This window comes from Kineosporia sp. NBRC 101731, from assembly GCF_030269305.1.
Lineage (GTDB): Bacteria > Actinomycetota > Actinomycetes > Actinomycetales > Kineosporiaceae > Kineosporia.
The window spans coordinates 149,696-169,037 of record NZ_BSTC01000002.1; the positions used below are offsets into that span (position 1 = coordinate 149,696).

The window sequence follows — 19,342 nt, forward strand, 5'->3', positions numbered from 1 at the left end:
TACGCCCGGTTCCTGCTCACGACAGGGACCGGGCGTAGGCGGCCGGGGTCGCGCCGATCGCGGCGCTGAAATCCCGCACCAGATGGGCTTGGTCGCTGTACCCGAGGTCGGCGGCGATCCGGGCCCACACCACCCGGTCACCGTGGCGCACCGCCTCGGCCGCCTCGAGCAGACGGTAGCGGCGCAGCACCCAGGTCGGCGAGACCCCGGCGTACTCGGCGAACATTCTCTGGAGCGTACGGACGCCCGTCCCCGCCTTCTGCGCAAGATGTTCCACTTTGCGCAGGGTGCGGTCAGTCTCGGCGAGACGCGCGGTGGCAGCGACCTCTCTCGCCGCAGTGACCCTCTCGGGTCTCACGGCGTTCTCCAGGGCCGTGCGCAACACGTCGACCTTGGCCGGCTCGCCCTGGGCCCGTCCGATGTTTCGTACCAGGATGTCGTCGTCGCTGCGGACAGCCGTTCCCAGCCGGACGGTGCGGTCGTTGTACTGACCGGCCGGACCGGTCAGGAACGCGCCGAGGCCGCCGGGGGTCGTCATCGCGGCCACGCAGCTGCCTTCCCCCGCCATCCGGCGGCTCGAGCGGTTCAGCACGACGCCCTCGAGTTCGGCGACGGTGGGACCGAGGTCGTCGTCCACCGTGGTGGGCTCCTGAGGGCTGACGTAAAGATTCGCGCACGGGTGCGTCAGGAGTTCCTGGGTGTGGGTCTCCCCCGGCGGCAGGGACCACGAAACGACCCAGAACCAGCTGATCAGCCCTTCGAGGGCGGGCCCGGCCGGATAGCGGTTGAGCCGGTAGCGACGCCGGAACTCGCCCGGCTCGATGATGCCGCGGCTGTCCTGCTCGATGCTGTCGATGCTCCTGGGTTCCATCTCCGTGCCCTCGTGTCGCGGTTCTTCAATCTCGCGGTCGCACCCCGCACCTAGTTTGGTCCTCATGACTCAGAGCCACGGGCAGTACCTCACCTCTGTTCTCGATCAGCTGGCCGATCTGGTGGCCGAGGTCGAGCCCTCGCAGTACGGCGCGCCGACCCCGTGCCCGGAGTTCGACGTGGCCGTACTGCGCAACCACATCCTGGCGTGGGCCCAGTTCTTCGCCGCCTCCTTCGAGCATCCCGACGGCAGCGGTGAGCGACCCGACGTGGACGGCTACGAGGCGCCCGCCTCACCGTCCGAGGCCGCCGACGTGCTACGGGACGCCTCCCGGCGGATCGCCGCATGTGTCGCGGCGGGGGTCGCCGACCAGCCGGTCACGATGTTCGGCGGGGCGATGCCCGGCTCGATGTCGCTGGGCATGTGCCTGAGCGAGTACGTCGTGCACGGGCACGACCTGGCCCGGTCCACCGGTCTTGACTGGGACCCGCCCGCCGAGGCCGTCACCGCCGCCCTGGATTTTCTCCCGAGCCTGCTCACCGACGACTACCGCGGGCCGGACAAGAGTTTCGGATACGCCGTCGAGGTGCCCGCCACCGCCCCCGCACTCGACCGGATCGTCGCTCTCAGCGGGCGTGACCCTTACTGGAAAGCCGCCTGAGGGTCGGTCGGCCGGCGCTTCACCACGTCCCCGATGACGATGATCGCGGGCGGGCGGATGTTCTCCCGCTGTGCGACCTCCCCGATCTGCGCCAGGTCCGACACCGTGACGCGTTCGGCCGGCATCGAGCCGTCCTGGATCACGGCGACACCGGTCCGGGGGTCGCGGCCGTGTTCCATCAGCGTCTTCGCGATCGCGGGCAGGTTGGCCACACCCATCAGGACGACGATCGTGCCGTGCAGTTTCGCGAGCGCGGTCCAGTCGATGAGGGAGTCGGGGTTGTCGGGCGGCAGGTGGCCGGACACGATGACCGCCTCGTGGGCGACCCCGCGGTGGGTCAGAGGGATGCCGGCCAGGCCGGGCACCGAGATCGCGCTGCTGAGCCCGGGCACGACCTGGACCGGTACGCCGGCGGACAGGCAGGCCTCGAGTTCTTCGGAGCCGCGGCCGAACACGTAGGGGTCGCCGCCCTTGAGCCGCACGACGAACTTGCCGGCCAGGGCGTGCTCGACCAGGGCGGCGTTGATGGCTTCCTGCGACATCGACCGGCCCCGCGGCAGTTTCGTCGCGTCGATCAGTTCGACGTCGGGGCTGAGCTCGGGCAGCAGGGAGCGTGGGCCGAGACGGTCGACCACCACGACATCAGCCTGGCCGAGCAGGCGGCGGCCACGCACGGTGATCAGGTCCGGATCGCCCGGGCCGCCGCCGACCAGGGCCACGCCGGGCAGTTTCTGCGGGGCCGCGTCGGCGCGGGTCTGCTCGCCGCGGGCCTGCTTGCGGGCCGCCAGGATCTCGTCGCCCGCTCCTGAGCGCAGCCATTCGAGCAGGCTGTCCCGCACGACGGCGGCGCGGATCGGGTCGGCGCCGTGCTCGGAGCCCGGGCCGATCGACTCGCTGGCCACCGCGATGCGCAACCCGCGCCACTCGCCGCTGGCGGGTGTGGAGGCGCTGCCGCCGGCGCCGCGGTCGGCGCGGACGCAGAACACCCGTCGCTGCTCGGCCTCCTGCGCGACCGCGGCATTGGTCGCCGGGTCGTCGGTGACGGCCATGACGTACCAGGCGCCGGTCAGGTCGCCCGGCTCGTAGCGCTTGCGCTGCCAGGTGATCTCGTCGGCGCCGGCCATGCCCTCGATCGCGGGCGTGACCTCGGGCGCGATCAGCTCGACCTGCGCCCCGACGTCGAGCAGGGCCGGGAGACGACGCTGGGCGATGGTTCCGCCTCCGACCACGACGACCCGACGGCCCGTCAGGTCGAGGCCGGCAAGGTAGGGCCTGTCCACTTGCGGCATTGTCTCAGGAACTCTTCTCGGTGACGCCCGCGGCGTCGAACGTGGCCATTTCCCGCAGCACGGCCACGGCCGACCGCACCAACGGCAGGGCCAGCACGGCTCCGCTGCCCTCGCCCAGACGCAGCTCCAGGTCGACGAGCGGGGTGAGGCCCAGGTGTTTCAGGGCGACCGCGTGCCCGGGTTCGGCCGAGCGGTGACCGGCCAGGCAGGCGTCCACCACGTCGGGGGCGAGCGTGGCCGCGACCAGGGCGGACGCGCCGGAGATGACGCCGTCCAGCACGATCGGCACACGGTGGGCGGCCGCACCGAGGATGAATCCGGCGATCTGCGCGTGTTCCAGGCCGCCGAGCGAGGCGAGCGCCGCGACCGGGTCGTCCCCGGTGCCGTCGCTCTCCGCCTCGGCCGTGCGGCGGGCCAGGGCGACCCGCACCACGCCGATCTTGTGCCGGTGGGCCGCGTCGTCGATGCCCGTGCCGAGGCCGGTGACCTCGGCCGGGTCGGTGCCGGTGAAGGCCGCGATCAGGGCCGCGGACGCGGTGGTGTTGGCGATCCCCATGTCGCCGGCCACCAGGCAGCGGTAGCCCGCCCCGACCAGTTCGCCGGCGATCGTGATGCCGTGCGTGAGCCCTTCGAGAGCCTGCTCGCGGGTCATCGCGGGGCGTACGGAGATGTCGTCACTACCCCGGCGCACCACGCGCTCGACCAGTCGAGGCTGCCCGCCCGGCTCGATGGTGGATGCGTCGGGCACCAGAGCACCCTCGGGCACCAGGCCGTCCAGCGGGGTGACCACGCCGGCGTCGACCACCACCACGGCCGCACCGTTCTGCCGGGCGAGCACGTTCACCGCGGCGCCGCCGGCCAGGAAGTTGGCGACCATCTGGGCCGTGACCTCCTGCGGCCAGGGGCTGACCCCCTGCGCGTGCACGCCGTGGTCGGCGGCGAAGACGGCCACCGCCGCGGGCGAGGGGTCGGGTGGCGGGCAGGTGCCGGCCAGTCCGGCCAGGCGGATCGAGACCTCTTCCAGCACGCCGAGGGCCCCGTGGGGCTTGGTCAGGCGGTTCTGCCGGTCTCGGGCCGCGGCCAGCGCCGTCGGGTCGGCGGGGCGGATCGCGGCGAGGGTCTGGGCGAGCTGGTCGTCGGTCATCGGTGCTCCAGGAAATCTCGGGGTGGGCGCCCGGCCTCGCTGTCCGGGTCCCACCGGTGGTGCGCGTCCGGGCTGTGCTGGTGTCCGGGCGTGTTCTGTCCGCGTGCGTGTTCTGTCTACGTGCGTGTTCTGATCGCATGACCACGAACGAAAGAGTGACGGGGTCAGCCGGTGAACGTTCGCGGCCACCGCATCAGGCACCACCCCAGATCTGGTGCCGCACGGGCACCCCGGCCGGTCGCGAGGCTCTCCCGCTACCGGCCGGACGCGCTCGATCCGAACGCCTGTCCTGCTGAGTGTGACTCTTGCCGAACGGGTTCCAGCTTCGGCTACCCGGGGTGCACGGCCCGGCCCAGTGCTTCGGCGAACTGCTCGGAGATCGAGCGATCGCGCACGGTCACGCGCAGCCAGCCCGAGCCCAGCCCGGGGAAGGTGTCTGCCCGGCGCACGGCCCATCCGGCCGAGCGCAGGCGCTGGTGGACACCGGCCGGGTCCGGGCCACCGGCGCGCAGCAACACGAACGGAGCGGAGGGCGGCCCCTGCACCTCGATGTCGGGCACCCGGGCCAGGGCCGCGAGCAGTTGTTCCCGGTCGCCGGCCTGGGCCACCGCGTATCCCTCGGCCTCGGCGACGGCCTGCGGCGAGGTGACGGCCAGGGCCGCCTCCAGCGCCAGCGAGTTCACCGACCACAGGGCCTGGGTGGCCGCACAGGCCCGGAGCAGCTCGGGGGCACCGAGCAGGTAGCCGACGCGCAGACCCGCGAGCCCCCAGGTCTTGGTGAGACTGCGAACGACGACCAGGCCGGGAACGTCCGGCGCGGGCTGTTCCGGGCTACCGGCCAGCGACTGTGCTTCGCCGGGGACCGCGTCCATGAACGCCTCATCCACGACCAGTACCCGGCCGGGCCGGGACAGCGCGATCAGGGTCTGCGCCGGGTGCAGCACCGACGTGGGGTTGGTCGGGTTTCCGACCATCACCAGGTCGGCGTCATCGGGCACCAGGCCGGGGTCGATGCGGAACGGCGGAGCCAGGACCACTCGCTGCACGTCGTGGCCGGCCGCCAGCAGTGCGGCCTCCGGCTCGGTGAACTGCGGGTGGATCACCACGGCGCGGTGCGGGGCCAGGGCTCGGGCCAGCAGCACGAACGCCTCGGCGCCACCGGCTGTCAGCAGCACCTGGTCGGCCGGGCGGCCGTGACGGGCGGCGACCGCCTCGGTGGCCGCTCGCGGATCCGGATAGGAGGACAGGTCGGAGACCGCGTCCCGCAGGCGGTGCTGCAGCCAGTCAGGGGCGGCACCGCGCACGTTGACGGCGAGGTCGACCAGGCCGGGGACGATCTCGGCATCACCGTGGTGGCCGAGGTCCTCGGCGATGTAGGCCTCGTCGTACTGGTCGTACACCCGGGCCTCGGTGGATGCCCCGAAACCGCCTGTCGGACCGGTCTGCTCCTGCGGTCTGGGCAGTTTCGCCACCGCGGACAGCCGCCCCACCGCCGCGGTCACCCCGCGGTAGGTGTGCTTGGCCCCGATCAGCCGGGCATCGGAGGCGAGCACGGCGGCCTCGGCGACGGACGGCACCCCCACCAGACGCTCGGTGGTCGGTGAAGGGTTCGGAACCTGCTGGACGGCCAGGACGTCGGCCGGCAGCAGCTTCAGCGGCACACCCAGCACGTCGGCCAGCTCGAGCAGCGCTTCCTCGTTCTGCTTGGCGTCCACGGTGGCGATCGCCACGACGTCACGGGCGCGGACCCCGGCCACGGACAGGGCCTGGCCCATCGCCATCCGGACATCGCGGATACCGACACCGCGCCGGGAACCGATGCCGACCACGATCTGGTCGCCGGTGCCCTGCAGATCCAGATGCAGGCTGCCGGTGATGGGGCCGATCTCGGTGTATCGGTCGCGGATCTCCTCAGGGCTGCGACCGTCGGTCGAGCCGGTGTCAGAGGCTGCGGTGGTCGACATCAGGCTTTCACCTCTCCTCGGGCTGCTGCGGGGTTCTCTCGGACGGCGCTCTTCCGGGCGGCGTCGGCCAGGCCGACCGCTGCGCCCGGCATCGAGGCCCAGTGCAGGTGCAGGTAGGAGGCGTGGACACGACCTTGGACGAATCCCTCACGGTGCCGGGTTCCGTCCGGGGCGGCCCATTCCCACGCGGGCGGGGCGCCGGCGCCGGGGGTGCACGCGGTCCGGTGGAACTCGTGGCCGCGCACGGTCGTGCCCGCGGTGGCGAGAACCGAGTCACTCATCGCAGTCGCCTCTCTGTATCCCAGGGTGAGCCGGCCGGTCATCCTTGCGTCCGCATCCAGCACACCGCACATCTGCCGATCATCGAGAGAGCGTGCCAGGTAGAGCAAACCTGCGCACTCCGCCACGATCGCCGCACCGGCCCGCGCCCGGCGCAGGACAGCCCGGCGCAGGGGTTCGTTGGCGGACAGTTCCTCGGCGTAGACCTCCGGGAACCCACCTCCGACGACCAGCCCGGTGGTTCCCGGAGGCAGCGACTCGTCCGTACGCGGGTCCACGGTCACCACGTCCGCCCCCGCGGCCGTGAGCAGCTCGGCCGTCTCGGCGTAGGAGAAGGTGAACGCGGCGCCACCGGCCATCGCGATGACCGGCCGGAATTTCCCGTCTGTCGCGGACTTCTCGGGAAGATGCAGTCCGGCCCGGGCCGCTGCGACCTCGTCGTCCGGGTTCCAGTCGGTCCCGGGCAACGCCGGGGCGGAGCGGGCGATGGCCAGCACCGCATCCAGATCCACCGCATCGGCGACCACCGCGCCCAGGCCACGCACCACGTCCACGGCTTCGCCCGACCGCTCGGCCGCGGGCACGAGACCGAGGTGCCGGGAGGGGGTCGCCAGCGAGTCGTGACGACGGATCGCGCCGAGCACCGGGATGCCGAGCTCGTCCAGCGCCTGCCGCAGGATCATCTCGTGCCGGTCCGAGCCGACCCGGTTGAGGATCACCCCGCCCACCCGGATCCGCGGGTCGAACCCGGCGAAGCCCTTGACCAGCGCCGCGACCGAACGACCCATCGCCGTACTGTCGACGACCAGGACGACGGGGGCCTCCAGCACCCGGGCGACGTGCGCGGTGGAGGCGAACTCACCGCGTCCCGCGGCGCCGTCATAGAGCCCCATGACCCCCTCGATGACCGCCAGGTCGGCGGGAACCGGCGTGGCCACCGCGTGCCGGAACAGCGGCACGAGCCGTTCCTCACCCACCAGCCAAGGATCCAGTGTGCGACCGGGACGCCCGGCCGCGAGCGCGTGGTAACCGGGGTCGATGTAGTCGGGGCCGACCTTGTGCGGGCTCACCACCAGACCACGCGCGGCGAAGGCCGCGAGCAGTCCGGTGGCCACGCTGGTCTTGCCGTGGCCGCTCGCCGGGGCGGCAACCACGATCCGGGCGGTCATCGGGTGCTCACCATTCGATACCCCGCTGACCCTTCTGACCCGCGTCCATCGGGTGCTTGATCTTCGTGGTCTCCATGACCAGGTCCGCCGCGTCGATCAGGTCGGGATGCGCGTCCCGGCCGGTGATGATCACGTGCTGCTGCCCGGGCCGGTCCCGCAGCGTCTCCACCACCTCGGAGACGTCGACCCAGCCCCACTTCATCGGGTAGGTGAACTCGTCCAGCACGTAGAGGCCGTGTTCCTCGGCCGTGAGCCGGCGCTGGATCTCCCGCCAGCCTTCCAGCGCGGCGACGGCGTGCTCCTCGTCCGAGCCGGGCTTACGCGACCAGGACCAGCCCTCACCCATCTTCTGCCAGCTGACCGCGCCACCCTCGCCGGTCTCCTCGTGCAACCGACCGAGCGCGCGAAAGGCGTTCTCCTCGCCGACCTTCCACTTCGCCGACTTGACGAACTGAAACACCCCGATCGACCATCCCTGCGTCCAGCCCCGCAGAGCGAGACCGAAGGCAGCGGTGGACTTCCCCTTCATCGTGCCGGTGTGGACGATGGTCAGCGGGCGGTTCCGACGCTGCCGAGTGGTCAGGCCGTCCTGCGGCACCGTGACCGGTTTTCCCTGCGGCATCAGGCAATTCTCCGTTCGGTGCGGTCGCTCATCTGACTGCGGACCATCCCGGCGAGGGACTCCGCGCGCAGATCGTCGAGGGTGATCAGCTCACCGCCGAGACCGGCCGCCAGTTTTCCGGCCATTCCGAGCTTCACGGGCCCACGCTCGCAGTCGACCACCACGCTCCGCACGCCCTGCCGGGCGAACTCGACGGCGATACGCGCCGGGTCCTCCCCGGAGGTGTGACGGCCGTCGGTCACCAGCACGAGCAGGGGACGCCGGTGCGGGTCGCGCAGCCTCTCGTTCCCGATCACGGCCCACGCGCGGCGCAGCCCGGCCGAGAGCGGCGTACGGCCGCCCGTCGGCAGCCGGTCCAGGCGCATGCGGGCGGCTTCCACGGCGCCCGTGGGAGGCAGGGCCAGCTCGGCGTCCGCACCGCGGAACGTGATCAGGCCGACCCGGTCACGACGCTGGTAGGCGTCGAGCAGCAGCGAGAGAACAGCACCCTTGACCGCGGCCATCCGCTTCTTCGCCGCCATCGAACCGGAGGCGTCGACGCAGAACAGGATCAGGTTTCCCTCGCGACCCTCGCGGACCCCCATCCGGATGTCGTCGCGGCGCAGCATCACCGGACCCCCCGGCTCACGGCCACGCGCGTGCTGCTGGGCTGCTGCCGCCGTCAGGGTCGCCGGCAGGTGCACCCGGCCGGACCCGTCCTGGCGGCTCGCGCTCCCGGAGTCCAGTGGCCGCGTGGCGACCGTCCGCCCGGACGTCGTCAGAGCCCGGGAACGCCTTCCGGCCGCCCCTTTTCCGAGACCGGGAAGCTTGAACGACCGCACCTTGAAGGGGGCCGTGGCCGACACCGGATCCTGCGCCGGGGCGGGCGCTCGGGGGGTGTCGGGATTCGGGTCCTGGTCGTCCTGGGCGTCCTGGTCGTCGTGGGATTCCTCGCCCGGGCGGCTCCGCCTCTGGTTCGAGGGTCCCGACGGGGCCTGTCCTTCGGCGGCCGCGTCCGGTCCGGGATCCGGCTGCGCGGCAACGGATCCGGCGTCGTCCGCCGTCCCCCCAGCACCGTCCTGGCCGTCTTTGGGGGTACGGCCACCCGGACCGCCGTCCGGGCCGCCCTCCGGACCACCCTCGGGCCCACCGTCCGGATCGGTCTCCGGTGGTTCGGGGTCGTCCGGCAGGTTGTCCCGCAGCGCCTCGTCGAGCAGGTTCTCGTCCATGCCCGGGGCGTCGAACGGGTCACGGCGACGCCGGTGCGGCAACGCGAACATCGCCGCCACGCGTACGTCGTCGCTGGTCACCCGAGTACGGCCGGACCACGCCGCGTGGGCCCGGGCGGTGCGGGCCACGACCAGGTCGGCGCGCATACCGTCCACGTCGAAGGCGGCGCAGACCGCAGCGATCTGGCGCAGCACACCGTCGGGAAGTTCAACGGACGGCAGGTGGGCGCGGGCGGAGGTGATGCGAGCAGCCAGTTCTCGCTCGGCCTTTTGCCAGTCCCTGACGAAACGCTCCGGGTCGGCGTCGAACGCCAACCGGCGGCGCACCACCTCGGCGCGGGTGTCGGGGTCCCGGCTCGCCCGCACCTCCACGGTCAGACCGAACCGGTCGAGCAGCTGCGGGCGCAGCTCGCCCTCCTCCGGGTTCATCGTGCCGACGAGCACGAACCGCGAGGCGTGAGTGATCGAGATGCTCTCCCTCTCGATGTGGACCCGGCCCATCGCGGCAGCGTCGAGGAGCACGTCCACCAAGTGGTCGTGCAGCAGGTTGACCTCGTCGACGTAGAGGATGCCCCGGTGCGCGGCTGCCAGCAGACCCGGCTCGTAGGCCCGCACCCCGGCGGACAGCGCCCGGTCCAGGTCGAGGGATCCGAGCAGACGGTCCTCGGTCGCACCGACCGGCAGTTCTACGAGCCGGGCCGGCCGAGGATGGTGCTCGTGGCCGTGCGGCTGGTCGGGGCAGCCCGGGTCGGGCGAGTGCGGGTCACAACCGAAACGGCATCCGGAGATCACGTCGACCGAGGGCAGCAGTCTCGCGAGGGCACGCACGGCAGTCGACTTCGCCGTGCCCTTCTCCCCCCGGACCAGGACACCACCGATGTCCGGTGCCACCGAGGAAAGTAGGAGCGACAGGATCAGATCGTCCATGCCGACGACGGCGGTCAACGGGTACGGGGGCACCGGTGTTTCCTCCACTCCCGGCGGGTCTCCACGCCCACCGCTAGCGCACACCGCGCCCAGACGGGCACGGGGACCTGGTCGAAGTACCTGGCTTCCGGATCCGATCCGGTCACAGTGGCGGGACCGCCCCGGACTCCGAACCCGGGCCGATGAGGGCCCGACCTCGTGCACCGGTGTTCCTCCGCGCAGGTCGCCTCGGATACTGCCACATTCGGGTGACGGGCCGGTCCCCCACTCGGAGGTGCCTCGGGGACCGCCCCCGTGATCATGGACGTCCTGGTGGGACGAACGGCAGTCCGGCCGGGACCCCCTCGTTGATCAGGCGTTCCACCGCCTTGACGTCCAGGTGGTCGGCCACCATGTCAGCCAGCGAGTCCAGCCGGGCCTCACGCAGTGCCTCGAACGACGTATCCGGGGCCACCACGAAGCCGTCACGCCCGGACAGGTCCGCGACCTCGGTCAGGTAGGCCCGCCGGAACCCGTCGTTCTCCAGCGCCCCGTGCCACGTCGTGCCCCGGACCGGGCCCGATCGCCAGCCGTCCAGGAACGCTTCGGCCCCGTTCCGGGCGCTTTCCGGGGCCTGCGGATCGAGGGTGACGACACCGTGGTGGATCTCATATCCGTGCACGGGCTGCCCGAGGGCCTCTCCGACCGGCCGGGCCAGCACCTTCTGCGCGCCGAACTCGGTGCGGGTCGGCAGTAGTCCCAGCCCGGCGACCGTTCCCTGCCGCGACTCGACCTCATCACGGACCAGTCGCCCGAGCATCTGGTGCCCGCCACAGATCCCGAGCACCGGCAGCCCCGCGGCGGCGTGCGCCACGATCGCGTCGGCCAGGCCCGTCGACCGCAGCCAGGCCAGGTCGTTCACGGTGGCACGGGTACCGGGCAGCACCACCAGGTCGGACCCGGCGATCTCGGCCCCGTGGTGCACCAGGCGCACCACGACCCCGGGTTCGGCCGCGAGTGCGTCGATGTCCGTGATGTTGGACAGACGGGGCAGGCGGGGCACGGCCACCCGGATCACGTCGCTGCCCAACGGCGGACGCATCGGGCCCCGGTCCTTCTCCAGGTCGAGGGAGTCCTCCACGTCGAGCCAGAGACCGGTCAGGTAGGGCAGTACCCCCAGCACCGGTCGCCCGGTGATCTCCCGGATCATGCCGAGCCCGGAGTCCAGCAGCGCCGGGTCACCCCGGAACTTGTTGATCACGAACCCGCTGATGTGTTTCTGGTCGTTCTTGTCGAGCAGCGCCAGGGTGCCGTGCAGCGCTGCGAACACGCCGCCCCGGTCGATGTCGCCGACGACCAGGACCGGAAGCCCAGCTGGCCGGGCCAGCCCGAGATTGGTGATGTCCCGGTGCCGCAGGTTGATCTCGGCAGGGCTGCCCGCGCCCTCACAGATCACCACATCGAACCGGGACCGCAGATCGGCCAGGGCCTCCAGCACCACCGGCAGCAGCCGGGGCGTCAGGTCGCCGTAGTCCATCGCCCCGGCCTCGGCGAACGGCCGGCCCATCAGCACGACCTGCGACGTGCGATCCGTACCCGGCTTCAGCAGCACCGGGTTCATCGCGGCCTCGGGTTCGACCCGGGCCGCTCGTGCCTGCATCGCCTGGGCCCGGCCGATCTCCGCGCCGTCCCGGGTGACGAACGAGTTCAGCGACATGTTCTGGGCCTTGAAGGGCGCGACACTCACCCCCTGCCGTGACAGCCACCGGCAGAGCCCGGCCACCAGGACACTCTTACCGGCATCCGACGTGGTGCCGGCCACCATCAGGGCTCCGCGCAGGGAACCGTTCGACTCCACCGTCACGCTGCTCCACCCTTCTGATCTCTACCCCCGACGACCGACGCGACGACGACCGTTCCTGCGCACACCACCGCGGCCAGCGCACTGACACACCGCCCCAGTCTCACTGCCCGCCGGACATCGGCGATACCCGGCGGCCGTTCCCCCCTACCCATCACCGGCCGCGATTCCACTTCTCCCCCATACACATTCGTTCCCCCGAGCTGCACTCCCAGAGCCCCGGCGGCCGAGGCTTCACACTGACCGGCGTTCGGACTGGGGTGCCGGTTCCGGTCCCTCCGCCACACCGACCAGGCCTGGGCCCACGAACCACGCACCACCGGCGCGGCCACCACCGTCAGAACGGCCGTGAGACGGGACGGCAGCAGGTTGACCACGTCGTCCACCCGGGCCGCCGCCCACCCGAACTGCTCGTACCGTGCCGAGCGGTACCCCACCATCGCGTCCAGCGTGTTCACCGCCCGGTACCCGATCACACCGGCCGGGCCGGCCACGGCGGCCCAGAACAGCGGCGCCACGACCGCGTCCGAGGTGTTCTCCGCCAGCGACTCCACCGTGGCGCGGGCCAGTTCGGGCGGTTCCAGCCGGGAGGGATCCCGGGCACACAGGTGGGTCAGTAGTTCCCGGGCCTGCGGGGTCTGCCCGTTCTCCAGCGCGGTGGCCATCCGCGCACCCTCCCGGGCCAGACTCGTTCCCCCCAGCGCGGTCCAGGTCGCCAGTGCCGTCAGCCCCGCCCGGGCGACCGGGCGACCGGTGCAGCACCGGTCCAGCCCGGCCGCACCGAGCGCGGGCAGACCCGCCGCGACCGCTGCGTACAGCGTTCCCCGGGCCCGCGTCGGACGGTAGAGCCGCTGTTCCAACCGCCCGGCCCACGCACCGAAGACCGCTACCGGGTGTCCACGCCGGGGGTCGCCGAACACGGCGTCGGCCAGGACCCCGATCGCGATGCCCACGGCCCGGGCCCCGAGGTCACGGCTCGTCGTCTGCACGGAACTCATGGCCAGAATCCTGCCTCAACGACTCCGGGCCACAAGCGCCACCTCACCGACTCCGCTCACTGGGCCCGCCCCGCCGGAACCTTGCCGCTGCCTGCGGTCTGGGTCTTGGTCCGGGGCTTGGTCCCGTCCGCACCCGCCGTGGTGTCGTCGTCGAGCACCGTCAGACCGGAGACGTCCTTGACCGGCTCACCGATCTCCCGCACCGCGCCGTAGACCGCCGCCGCGTCCGGGTCCCGCTCGTCGGCGCCCCGCACCTCACGGGGAGTGCCCACCGGTTCTCCGGCGTGCCGTTCCCGGGTGAACCGGGTGAACGCGGAGACGCCGAACGTCAGGTCGTGGCCGACGGTCTCGGCCTCCACCTCGAGGGTGCGTCCCGACCGGTCGTCCTTCGTCCATGCGCGCTCCCAGAGCCGGCCGGTGATCACCACGGGATGCCCCTTGTGGAGACTCTGCTCGGCACTGGTGGCCAGGGCCCGCCGGCAGTTCACACTGACGTAGGTGGTGCGCCGGTCGACCCAGGTGTTGCGTTCCCGGTCGAACCACGACGAGGTGGAGGCGAGCCGGAAGCTGGTCACGCAGTTGCCGTCGTCGAACCGCACGAACCGCGGGTCGCTGGCGATGTTCCCTCGCAGAACCACCTGGATGTCGTTCACTGAAGACCCCTTTCGCCCACCGGCCGGAGTGGCCGGAGCTCGCCGGGCCGAATGCCCGATCAGGGATCCAGACTCGGTGGAGCGCCGTCCCGCCGGAAGCTGCGAACGTTCTTCTGTGGACAAACCCCGGGTCGTGCGGGCCTGTGGAATCCACGAACGGGACGTTGTCCACAGACCCGCCCCACGGCTGGATCCGCCGGGGCGAGCGCTCCACCATCGAGGCATGAGCGCACGCACCCTGAGAGGTATTTCAGTTGGAGAGGGCCGCCACCGGCTCGGTGTTGTTCTCCGCCGCAGTGGCCTCACGCTGCCCGGCGGGCGGGACCTGATCTCCCTGGGCAGCCGGGTCACCGGCCGAAGGGGACTGTTCACCGAGCAGTACCTGCCGGGTCTCGCGGTGCCGGGCGAGAACCGACCGCACCGGTGCTACCACCCGTACGGCAGCGACCTCGGCGACAGCTTCGTGAAGTCTGCCCTGCAGTTCCTCGCGGCGGCGGCCGGCCCCGTTGGTGAGCCACCAGCGGGAGAACAGCCGCAGCAACACCCCGGCCACGAGCGCACCGACACCCACCGTGATGGCGAGCGGAAGGGACCCGAGGGCCCCGGGCAGGTCCTGCCCGAACAACTGGAGAAGGCCGTACAGGGCCAACCAGAGCAGTCCGATCACCGTGACGCCACCGAGCACGTGTTGCCCGATCTGGACGACGTGCCACCAGAAGGGCGGGGTGAAACGCAGATCGACAGCGGCGAGCCGGCTGTCCAGGACCCGGGCGAGGCCCTCCGGGTCGGGCTTGGCGGCGTACGAGGGACGGCCGTTGACCACGGGCAGGCCGAAGGCCGGGGTATGCCGTCCCGGTCCCGGGGAGGCCGCTGCGCGCAGTTCCCTTCCGGCGATGACACCCGTCGAGCCGGCCGGTGTGGCTGTGGTGGCAGCACCGGAGGGAAGGACCGCGTCTTCCGGGGGAAGGCCGGGGTCACCGGCCAGGGCGACGAGAGTCCTCATCTCGGTGGCCCAGCGCTCAGGCAAGGAGTCGGCGTTGTCGGCGAGCATGGCGTCGACGGCGATCCGGACGGCCGGACGCTGAGCCGGCGATGCGAGTGCCTTCAGAGAAGCTGTCTCGGCACGCAGCTGGGTCTCCGCCGCTCCGGTACTGCTGCGCCGGGAAGCCGCGATCCGGGAGGCCCACACGGCCGGGGCCCAGGCGAGCTTCTCCTTGCCCCGGCGGCGGTAGTCGGCGCCGAGCACGTCGAGCAGAGCCGGGACACCGGCGGCCGCCGCCAGGTCGACGGTCAGCTTGTCCTGCGAGACCGGCTTGCCCCCGCCGGGTTCCGAGGCCGCCAGACCGCCGGCGATCTCCTCGGCGGCAATGTCCAGGTCGCTCTCGATCCGTTCGATGACCGCGAACCGGTCCTGCACGACATCAGCCAGCAGGATGCGCAGCTCGTCGATCCCGTCGCCCCGGGTCGCGGAGACCGGCACAATGCCGACGCGGGCCAGCCCGTCGCCGTCCAGGAGGCGGCGCAGGTCGGTCACGCAGGTGTCGACCTCTTCGGCGCTGAGCTTGTCCACCTGGTTCAGCACCACGAGCATCACACCGTCGTGGCTGGTGAGCTTCTGCAGGTAACCCGAGTGCAGCGAGTCGTCGGCGTACTTCTGCGGATCGACCACCCAGATCATCAGGTCGACCATCCTGACCAGACGGTCCACCTCGACCCGGTGCACGGCCTCGGTCGAGTCGTGGTCCGGCAGATCGAGCAGCACGAGACCGTGGAGCGCGGCCTGGTCATCGGCATCGAGCACCGACTCCCGGCTCATCCGGCGCTCGTCCGGTACCTGCAGCCAGTCGAGCAGCGTCTGCGAGCCCAGATCGCCCCAGACACAGGCCATCGGCGAGGTGGTCAGCGGCCTGCGCGCGCCGACCGCTGCGATGTCCATCCGGGCGATCGCATTGAAGAGACTGGACTTGCCGCCACCGGTGGCGCCGACGAGCGCGACCACGGTGTGTTCGGTGCCAAGATCGAGCCGGTGGCGCACATGCTCCATCCGGTCACGCGTCTTCTTCACGGATTCCGGCGGAAGCCAGGGCGATCCGTAGTCGAGAGCCGCGGACAGTGCGGCAACCCGACCCATCACGTCGGTCACCTGGCCTCGCCGTCCTTTCGAGTCATCGGTCCTGACGTTCTCGGGGGTGTCCCGGCAAGTGCTGCCGCCCGGGAACGGCATACGTCAGTCATCATGTGGGTTCAGGGTAGAGCTCATTCGGCGATGTTCACCGCGGATGCCGCATCCAGGAGGGCGCCGACCCGCAGGCCGAGGTCCTCAGGATTCTCGAGCACCCGCTCCAGGCGCAGTCGCTCGTCGTCGATCACGGTGGCCGACCTCATCACCAGATCGGTGCGGGCCGCCTCGAGAATCGACCTCAGGGCGTCCTCCCCCAGCAGCTCCTCGACCGCCAGGCGAGCACCCACCGTCGATCCCGGAGTGACGGCCGTACCTTCCGCCTCGGCGGAATCGGCGGTCTCCGACACGCCGGCCCTCTGCCCGGCCCGCACCCGGACCTTCTTGGCCACGGTCTTGCCGGAGGCATCGTGACCCGCGTCCGGCGTGACCGCGAGAGCGAAGACCACGTCGGTCACGGCCTGTTCGTCGACCTTCAGGTCCGGTCGATCCTTACGCGCCTTGGCCAGTGCCTCGGTCACTCGCTGCGTGACCTTCTCACGCCACTCACCGACCGGCTTGGCCAGCAGCTTCTCCGGATCCGCGGGCGCCACCTGGTGCCCGCGGGCCGTGAGCAGGCTCGCTCCGTAGGTGTGTCCACGCCAGGTGGTGAGCACCTGTTCCATGGCCGTACGCACCGAATGCTGCACGGACGCGGTGACGGCCTCACAGATCGTGGTGGCCAGCGATGCCTCGTCCTGGTCCGGCTGGGTGAGCGCGGCCCCCAGACGCTGAGCCCGGTTCGTGGTCGTCCCTCCCAGGCGGGAAGCCAGGTCACCCCGGGCAATGAACTCCTGCCAGTGCGAGAGCACCTGCCCACTCATCAGCGACCCGTCGGCCAGTCCGTCCAGCATCGCGAAGCGCGCCGGGATCATCACGCCGTCGATCTCCTCGTACAGCTGCGACCAGCCGTCCGCCTGAGCCGCAGCGGCTTTCGCCAGGGTGCGGGCGCGGGCCGGGAGACTGCGCAGAGCACCTTTCAGCGTGCGTTCCACGACGACCGAGCGCGAGCGGTCGTCGCCGGCGATCCGGCGCAGCCAGTCGCGCAGGGGCTTCACGGCGTCGGTCGGCAGGAAGCCGTTCTCCAGGGCGGCCTCCGGCACGGTGAACAGCGCCGCACCGCCGAGTCCCCGGTCACGCAGCTTGGTGGCCAGGTGAATACGAAGTTCCTGCAGCGCCTCCGGTGGTACCCGGTCGAGCACGACCGCGATCGCGGCACCCCGGTCGGCAGCCTGCTTGAGCATCTCCCACGGCATGGCGTCGGCGTACCGGGCCGCCGTGGTCACGAAGATCCACAGATCGGCGGCCTGGAGCAGCTGCACCGCGAGGTCGCGGTTGGTCTCCACCAGGCTGTCGATGTCCGGGGCGTCGAGCAATGCGAGGCCAGGGGCCAGGCCTTCATACGGAACGAGCCGGAGACCGGTGATGCGCGGGGCGTTCGGATCGATCGGCTGGAGCGGCTCGGCGGCCTCCGAGGTGACGCGGGTCAGCCGCGGCAGGATGCGCTGCGAGAGGAACGCGCCCGAGTCGATGGGGTGGTGCACGAGGACGGGCGAGCGCGTCGTCGGACGCAGTACCCCGGAACGGGTGACCTCACGGCCCACGATCGAGTTGGTCAGGGTGGACTTCCCCGCGCCGGTCGAACCGCCGATGACGGCCAGGGCCGGGGCGTCCGGGCGCTGCAGTCGCGGCAAGATGTAGTCGTCGAGTTGGCTGAGGAGGTCTTCGCGTTCCTTCCGGACCGCTGCGGCGCCCTCCACCTCGAGTGTCAGCGACAGCGTGGCCACCTGGGTGCGGAGCCGCTCGACGGCGGCCAGCCGCTTGGGCAGCGGGGAGTTACCGGCGCCCGGGCCGTTTCCCTTGTCGCCGCCCGAGCCACGACCGGCCGCACCCCGGCCGGCTCCCCCGGGACCCTTACCGGATCCGCCGCCGGCGGCTCCCACGCGCACACTTCCCGCCGGCGCACCGGCAGCTCTCGGCGCCCGGCCGGAGTCGGACGGGACCACCGCAGCAGAAGCCGGTCCGTCCACCCGGGAATCGGTGGAACGCTCCGCCGCAGAATAAGAGCCGGCGGCCGGCACGACCGGTGCAGAGGCTGCCTGGGTCAGCACAGCGGCACCGACCCCCGGAGCATCCCCGCGGGACCCTTCGGGAGCGAGCGTCCCCGGACCACCGGCGCCAGGCGCTCCGGGTCCGGCGAACGCTTCCGGTATCCCGGCGGTGTCGCTCCCGGGTTCGGCCGGGTCACCGTGGCGGCGGCCGATGGCCGGGGCGAACCAGACGCCCGTCACCGGCTCGGTCTCGGCATCAGCGACGGGCGGGGCGGGGGCGGCCGGGGCAGCGGTGCCGGTGACCGGAGCGGCAGCCACGGGAGCAGCTCCGGTGCGGGTTTCCGTGGACGAGTTCACGGGCGCGACCGCCGCCGGAACCCGGGACATGACCGGAGGCAGGGCCGGCGGAGCGGGTGGCATCTCCTCGGACCGGCCACCTCGGCCGGTGGACGTGAGGGGCCCCATCGGTACCGGAGGTGCTGCGACACGAGCCGGTGGGCCGACCGGGGAATCCGCCGAACTCTCGACGGGGACACCTTCCGGGGCCGGAACGGTCGATCCGGAATCGGTCACGACACCATCCTGGTCAGGAACGCCTGCTTCAGAAACACGAGGCCACACAGCGCCACCCGGATATCCAGTGGGAGCGAAAGTTCTTGTGCCACGAGGCAACGACCCTTCCTCGCCGGGCATCCCGGTGGGGACGACCGGAATCGACCCGGTAGCGACGGGCGGTCCGCCGACACCGTCGGCACCGTTGTCCTTCGTGCGGCGGCTATCTCCTGCCGGGCTCACAGCGCCGTCCACCTCCCTGTCATCCTCCGCCACGTCGCCGTACGGACGAGCGAATTCAATACGTTCCGTCGACCAAAGATTACTAATTGTTCAATGCGCGAGGAAGGGCCGCAACGACCCGGTCTCCGCACCTATGTTTACTGCTTCACCGCCCTGAACACCGCCAACCCACGCCGATACCTTCGAATGGCCGTACGGCGAGATGCAGGTCACGGTGATTCAACGAGAATGAACGCATAGATAAACTCTTTGCATTCATCCACACACTCTTCGTCACCACTTCGTGAATATGCAGGTCAATCTCCCACAACGCATCGACCAGCCAAAAGTACGGTTCGCACCTTTTACCCGTTGCACGTCGACGCGGACATTCCATATTCCCTTCATCAGACCCGACGCGCCGGTATCATCGCGTTCGGGGGTCAGCGAACGAGGCGTTGCAGCCATCGGTAGCGAGCCCCTACACGCGCTCGTAGCTCAGCGGATAGAGCAACAGACTTCTAATCTGTCGGTCGCAGGTTCAAATCCTGCCGGGCGCACCAGCACCACCCGCCCCGGGAGTGTGGCTCCAAGTCAGCTCCCGGGCCACTCCATACCCTCCAGCCCCCTGGACGGGGCGCGTAGCGAATCCAGCCGATCAGGCACGTTCCGCG

13 protein-coding genes and 1 tRNA gene are annotated in these 19,342 nt (G+C 71.3%); 2 read left to right on the forward strand and 12 right to left on the reverse strand.

The window, feature by feature from the left end; genetic code table 11:
* Positions 1-16: 16 nt before the first annotated feature.
* On the reverse strand, positions 17-871 hold the full coding sequence (locus QSK05_RS07870; RefSeq protein WP_285595479.1) for a helix-turn-helix domain-containing protein: 855 nt from the start codon (positions 869-871) through the stop codon (positions 17-19).
* Positions 872-935: 64 nt separating this feature from the next.
* Between QSK05_RS07870 and QSK05_RS07875 the strand changes: the two genes are divergently transcribed.
* Positions 936-1,532, forward strand: coding sequence for a TIGR03086 family metal-binding protein (locus QSK05_RS07875; protein ID WP_285595481.1), 597 nt, complete (start codon positions 936-938; stop codon positions 1,530-1,532).
* Here QSK05_RS07875 and cobA read toward each other — a convergent pair.
* The 11 genes from cobA to QSK05_RS07930 form a co-directional block, all read right to left on the reverse strand.
* Entirely contained in the window at positions 1,514-2,821 is a 1,308-nt protein-coding gene (cobA, locus tag QSK05_RS07880) for a uroporphyrinogen-III C-methyltransferase (RefSeq protein WP_352300425.1), read from the reverse strand. The genes QSK05_RS07875 and cobA overlap by 19 nt on opposite strands.
* A 4-nt stretch (positions 2,822-2,825) precedes the next feature.
* The gene (gene cobT, locus QSK05_RS07885; protein ID WP_285595485.1) at positions 2,826-3,965 is read right to left on the reverse strand and encodes a nicotinate-nucleotide--dimethylbenzimidazole phosphoribosyltransferase; all 1,140 of its coding nucleotides are present in this window, start codon (positions 3,963-3,965) and stop codon (positions 2,826-2,828) included.
* Positions 3,966-4,294: 329 nt separating this feature from the next.
* A complete protein-coding gene (gene cobC, locus QSK05_RS07890; protein WP_285595487.1) occupies positions 4,295-5,929 on the reverse strand; it encodes an Rv2231c family histidinol phosphate aminotransferase CobC in 1,635 nt (544 codons plus the stop codon).
* On the reverse strand, positions 5,929-7,377 hold the full coding sequence (locus QSK05_RS07895) for a cobyrinic acid a,c-diamide synthase CobB (RefSeq protein WP_285595489.1): 1,449 nt from the start codon (positions 7,375-7,377) through the stop codon (positions 5,929-5,931). Before QSK05_RS07895 ends, cobC begins: the two co-directional genes overlap by 1 nt.
* 7 nt (positions 7,378-7,384) lie before the next feature.
* Positions 7,385-7,999: a cob(I)yrinic acid a,c-diamide adenosyltransferase gene (cobO, locus tag QSK05_RS07900; protein ID WP_285595491.1), complete on the reverse strand. Its 615-nt coding sequence runs from the start codon at positions 7,997-7,999 to the stop codon at positions 7,385-7,387.
* Positions 7,999-10,134, reverse strand: coding sequence for a magnesium chelatase subunit D family protein (locus tag QSK05_RS07905; protein ID WP_352300685.1), 2,136 nt, complete (start codon positions 10,132-10,134; stop codon positions 7,999-8,001). The genes cobO and QSK05_RS07905 overlap by 1 nt, the downstream gene beginning before the upstream one ends.
* Positions 10,135-10,432: 298 nt before the next feature.
* Positions 10,433-11,938, reverse strand: a complete 1,506-nt coding sequence (locus tag QSK05_RS07910; protein WP_352300688.1) for a cobyric acid synthase — start codon at positions 11,936-11,938, stop codon at positions 10,433-10,435.
* Positions 11,939-11,973: 35 nt separating this feature from the next.
* Positions 11,974-12,972: a cobalamin biosynthesis protein gene (locus QSK05_RS07915; RefSeq protein WP_285595497.1), complete on the reverse strand. Its 999-nt coding sequence runs from the start codon at positions 12,970-12,972 to the stop codon at positions 11,974-11,976.
* A 56-nt stretch (positions 12,973-13,028) separates the two neighbouring features.
* Positions 13,029-13,625 carry a single-stranded DNA-binding protein gene (locus QSK05_RS07920; RefSeq protein WP_285595499.1) on the reverse strand — a complete coding sequence of 199 codons (597 nt, stop codon included), beginning with the start codon at positions 13,623-13,625 and terminating at the stop codon, positions 13,029-13,031.
* A gap of 250 nt (positions 13,626-13,875) precedes the next feature.
* Positions 13,876-15,768 (reverse strand): GTP-binding protein, encoded by a 1,893-nt coding sequence (locus QSK05_RS07925; protein WP_285595501.1) that lies wholly within the window; start codon positions 15,766-15,768, stop codon positions 13,876-13,878.
* 113 nt (positions 15,769-15,881) lie between these two features.
* A complete protein-coding gene (locus QSK05_RS07930) occupies positions 15,882-18,314 on the reverse strand; it encodes a dynamin family protein (RefSeq protein WP_285595504.1) in 2,433 nt (810 codons plus the stop codon).
* A gap of 841 nt (positions 18,315-19,155) precedes the next feature.
* On the opposite strand from QSK05_RS07930, the gene QSK05_RS07935 reads away from it, so the two are divergent.
* Positions 19,156-19,231 (forward strand) — tRNA-Arg (locus QSK05_RS07935).
* Positions 19,232-19,342 lie beyond the last annotated feature (111 nt).

Bases quoted from the DNA above. Each gene is read 5' to 3' on its own strand.
- cobC (WP_285595487.1), bottom strand. From the start codon at position 5,929: ATGTCGACCACCGCAGCCTCTGACACCGGCTCGACCGACGGTCGCAGC.
- QSK05_RS07870 (WP_285595479.1), bottom strand. From the start codon at position 871: ATGGAACCCAGGAGCATCGACAGCATCGAGCAGGACAGCCGCGGCATC.
- cobT (WP_285595485.1), bottom strand. From the start codon at position 3,965: ATGACCGACGACCAGCTCGCCCAGACCCTCGCCGCGATCCGCCCCGCC.
- QSK05_RS07910 (WP_352300688.1), bottom strand. From the start codon at position 11,938: ATGGTGGCCGGCACCACGTCGGATGCCGGTAAGAGTGTCCTGGTGGCC.
- cobO (WP_285595491.1), bottom strand. From the start codon at position 7,999: ATGCCGCAGGGAAAACCGGTCACGGTGCCGCAGGACGGCCTGACCACT.
- cobA (WP_352300425.1), bottom strand. From the start codon at position 2,821: ATGCCGCAAGTGGACAGGCCCTACCTTGCCGGCCTCGACCTGACGGGC.
- QSK05_RS07875 (WP_285595481.1), top strand. From the start codon at position 936: ATGACTCAGAGCCACGGGCAGTACCTCACCTCTGTTCTCGATCAGCTG.
- QSK05_RS07895 (WP_285595489.1), bottom strand. From the start codon at position 7,377: ATGACCGCCCGGATCGTGGTTGCCGCCCCGGCGAGCGGCCACGGCAAG.
- QSK05_RS07905 (WP_352300685.1), bottom strand. From the start codon at position 10,134: ATGGACGATCTGATCCTGTCGCTCCTACTTTCCTCGGTGGCACCGGAC.
- QSK05_RS07915 (WP_285595497.1), bottom strand. From the start codon at position 12,972: ATGAGTTCCGTGCAGACGACGAGCCGTGACCTCGGGGCCCGGGCCGTG.
- QSK05_RS07930 (WP_285595504.1), bottom strand. From the start codon at position 18,314: ATGCCACCCGCTCCGCCGGCCCTGCCTCCGGTCATGTCCCGGGTTCCG.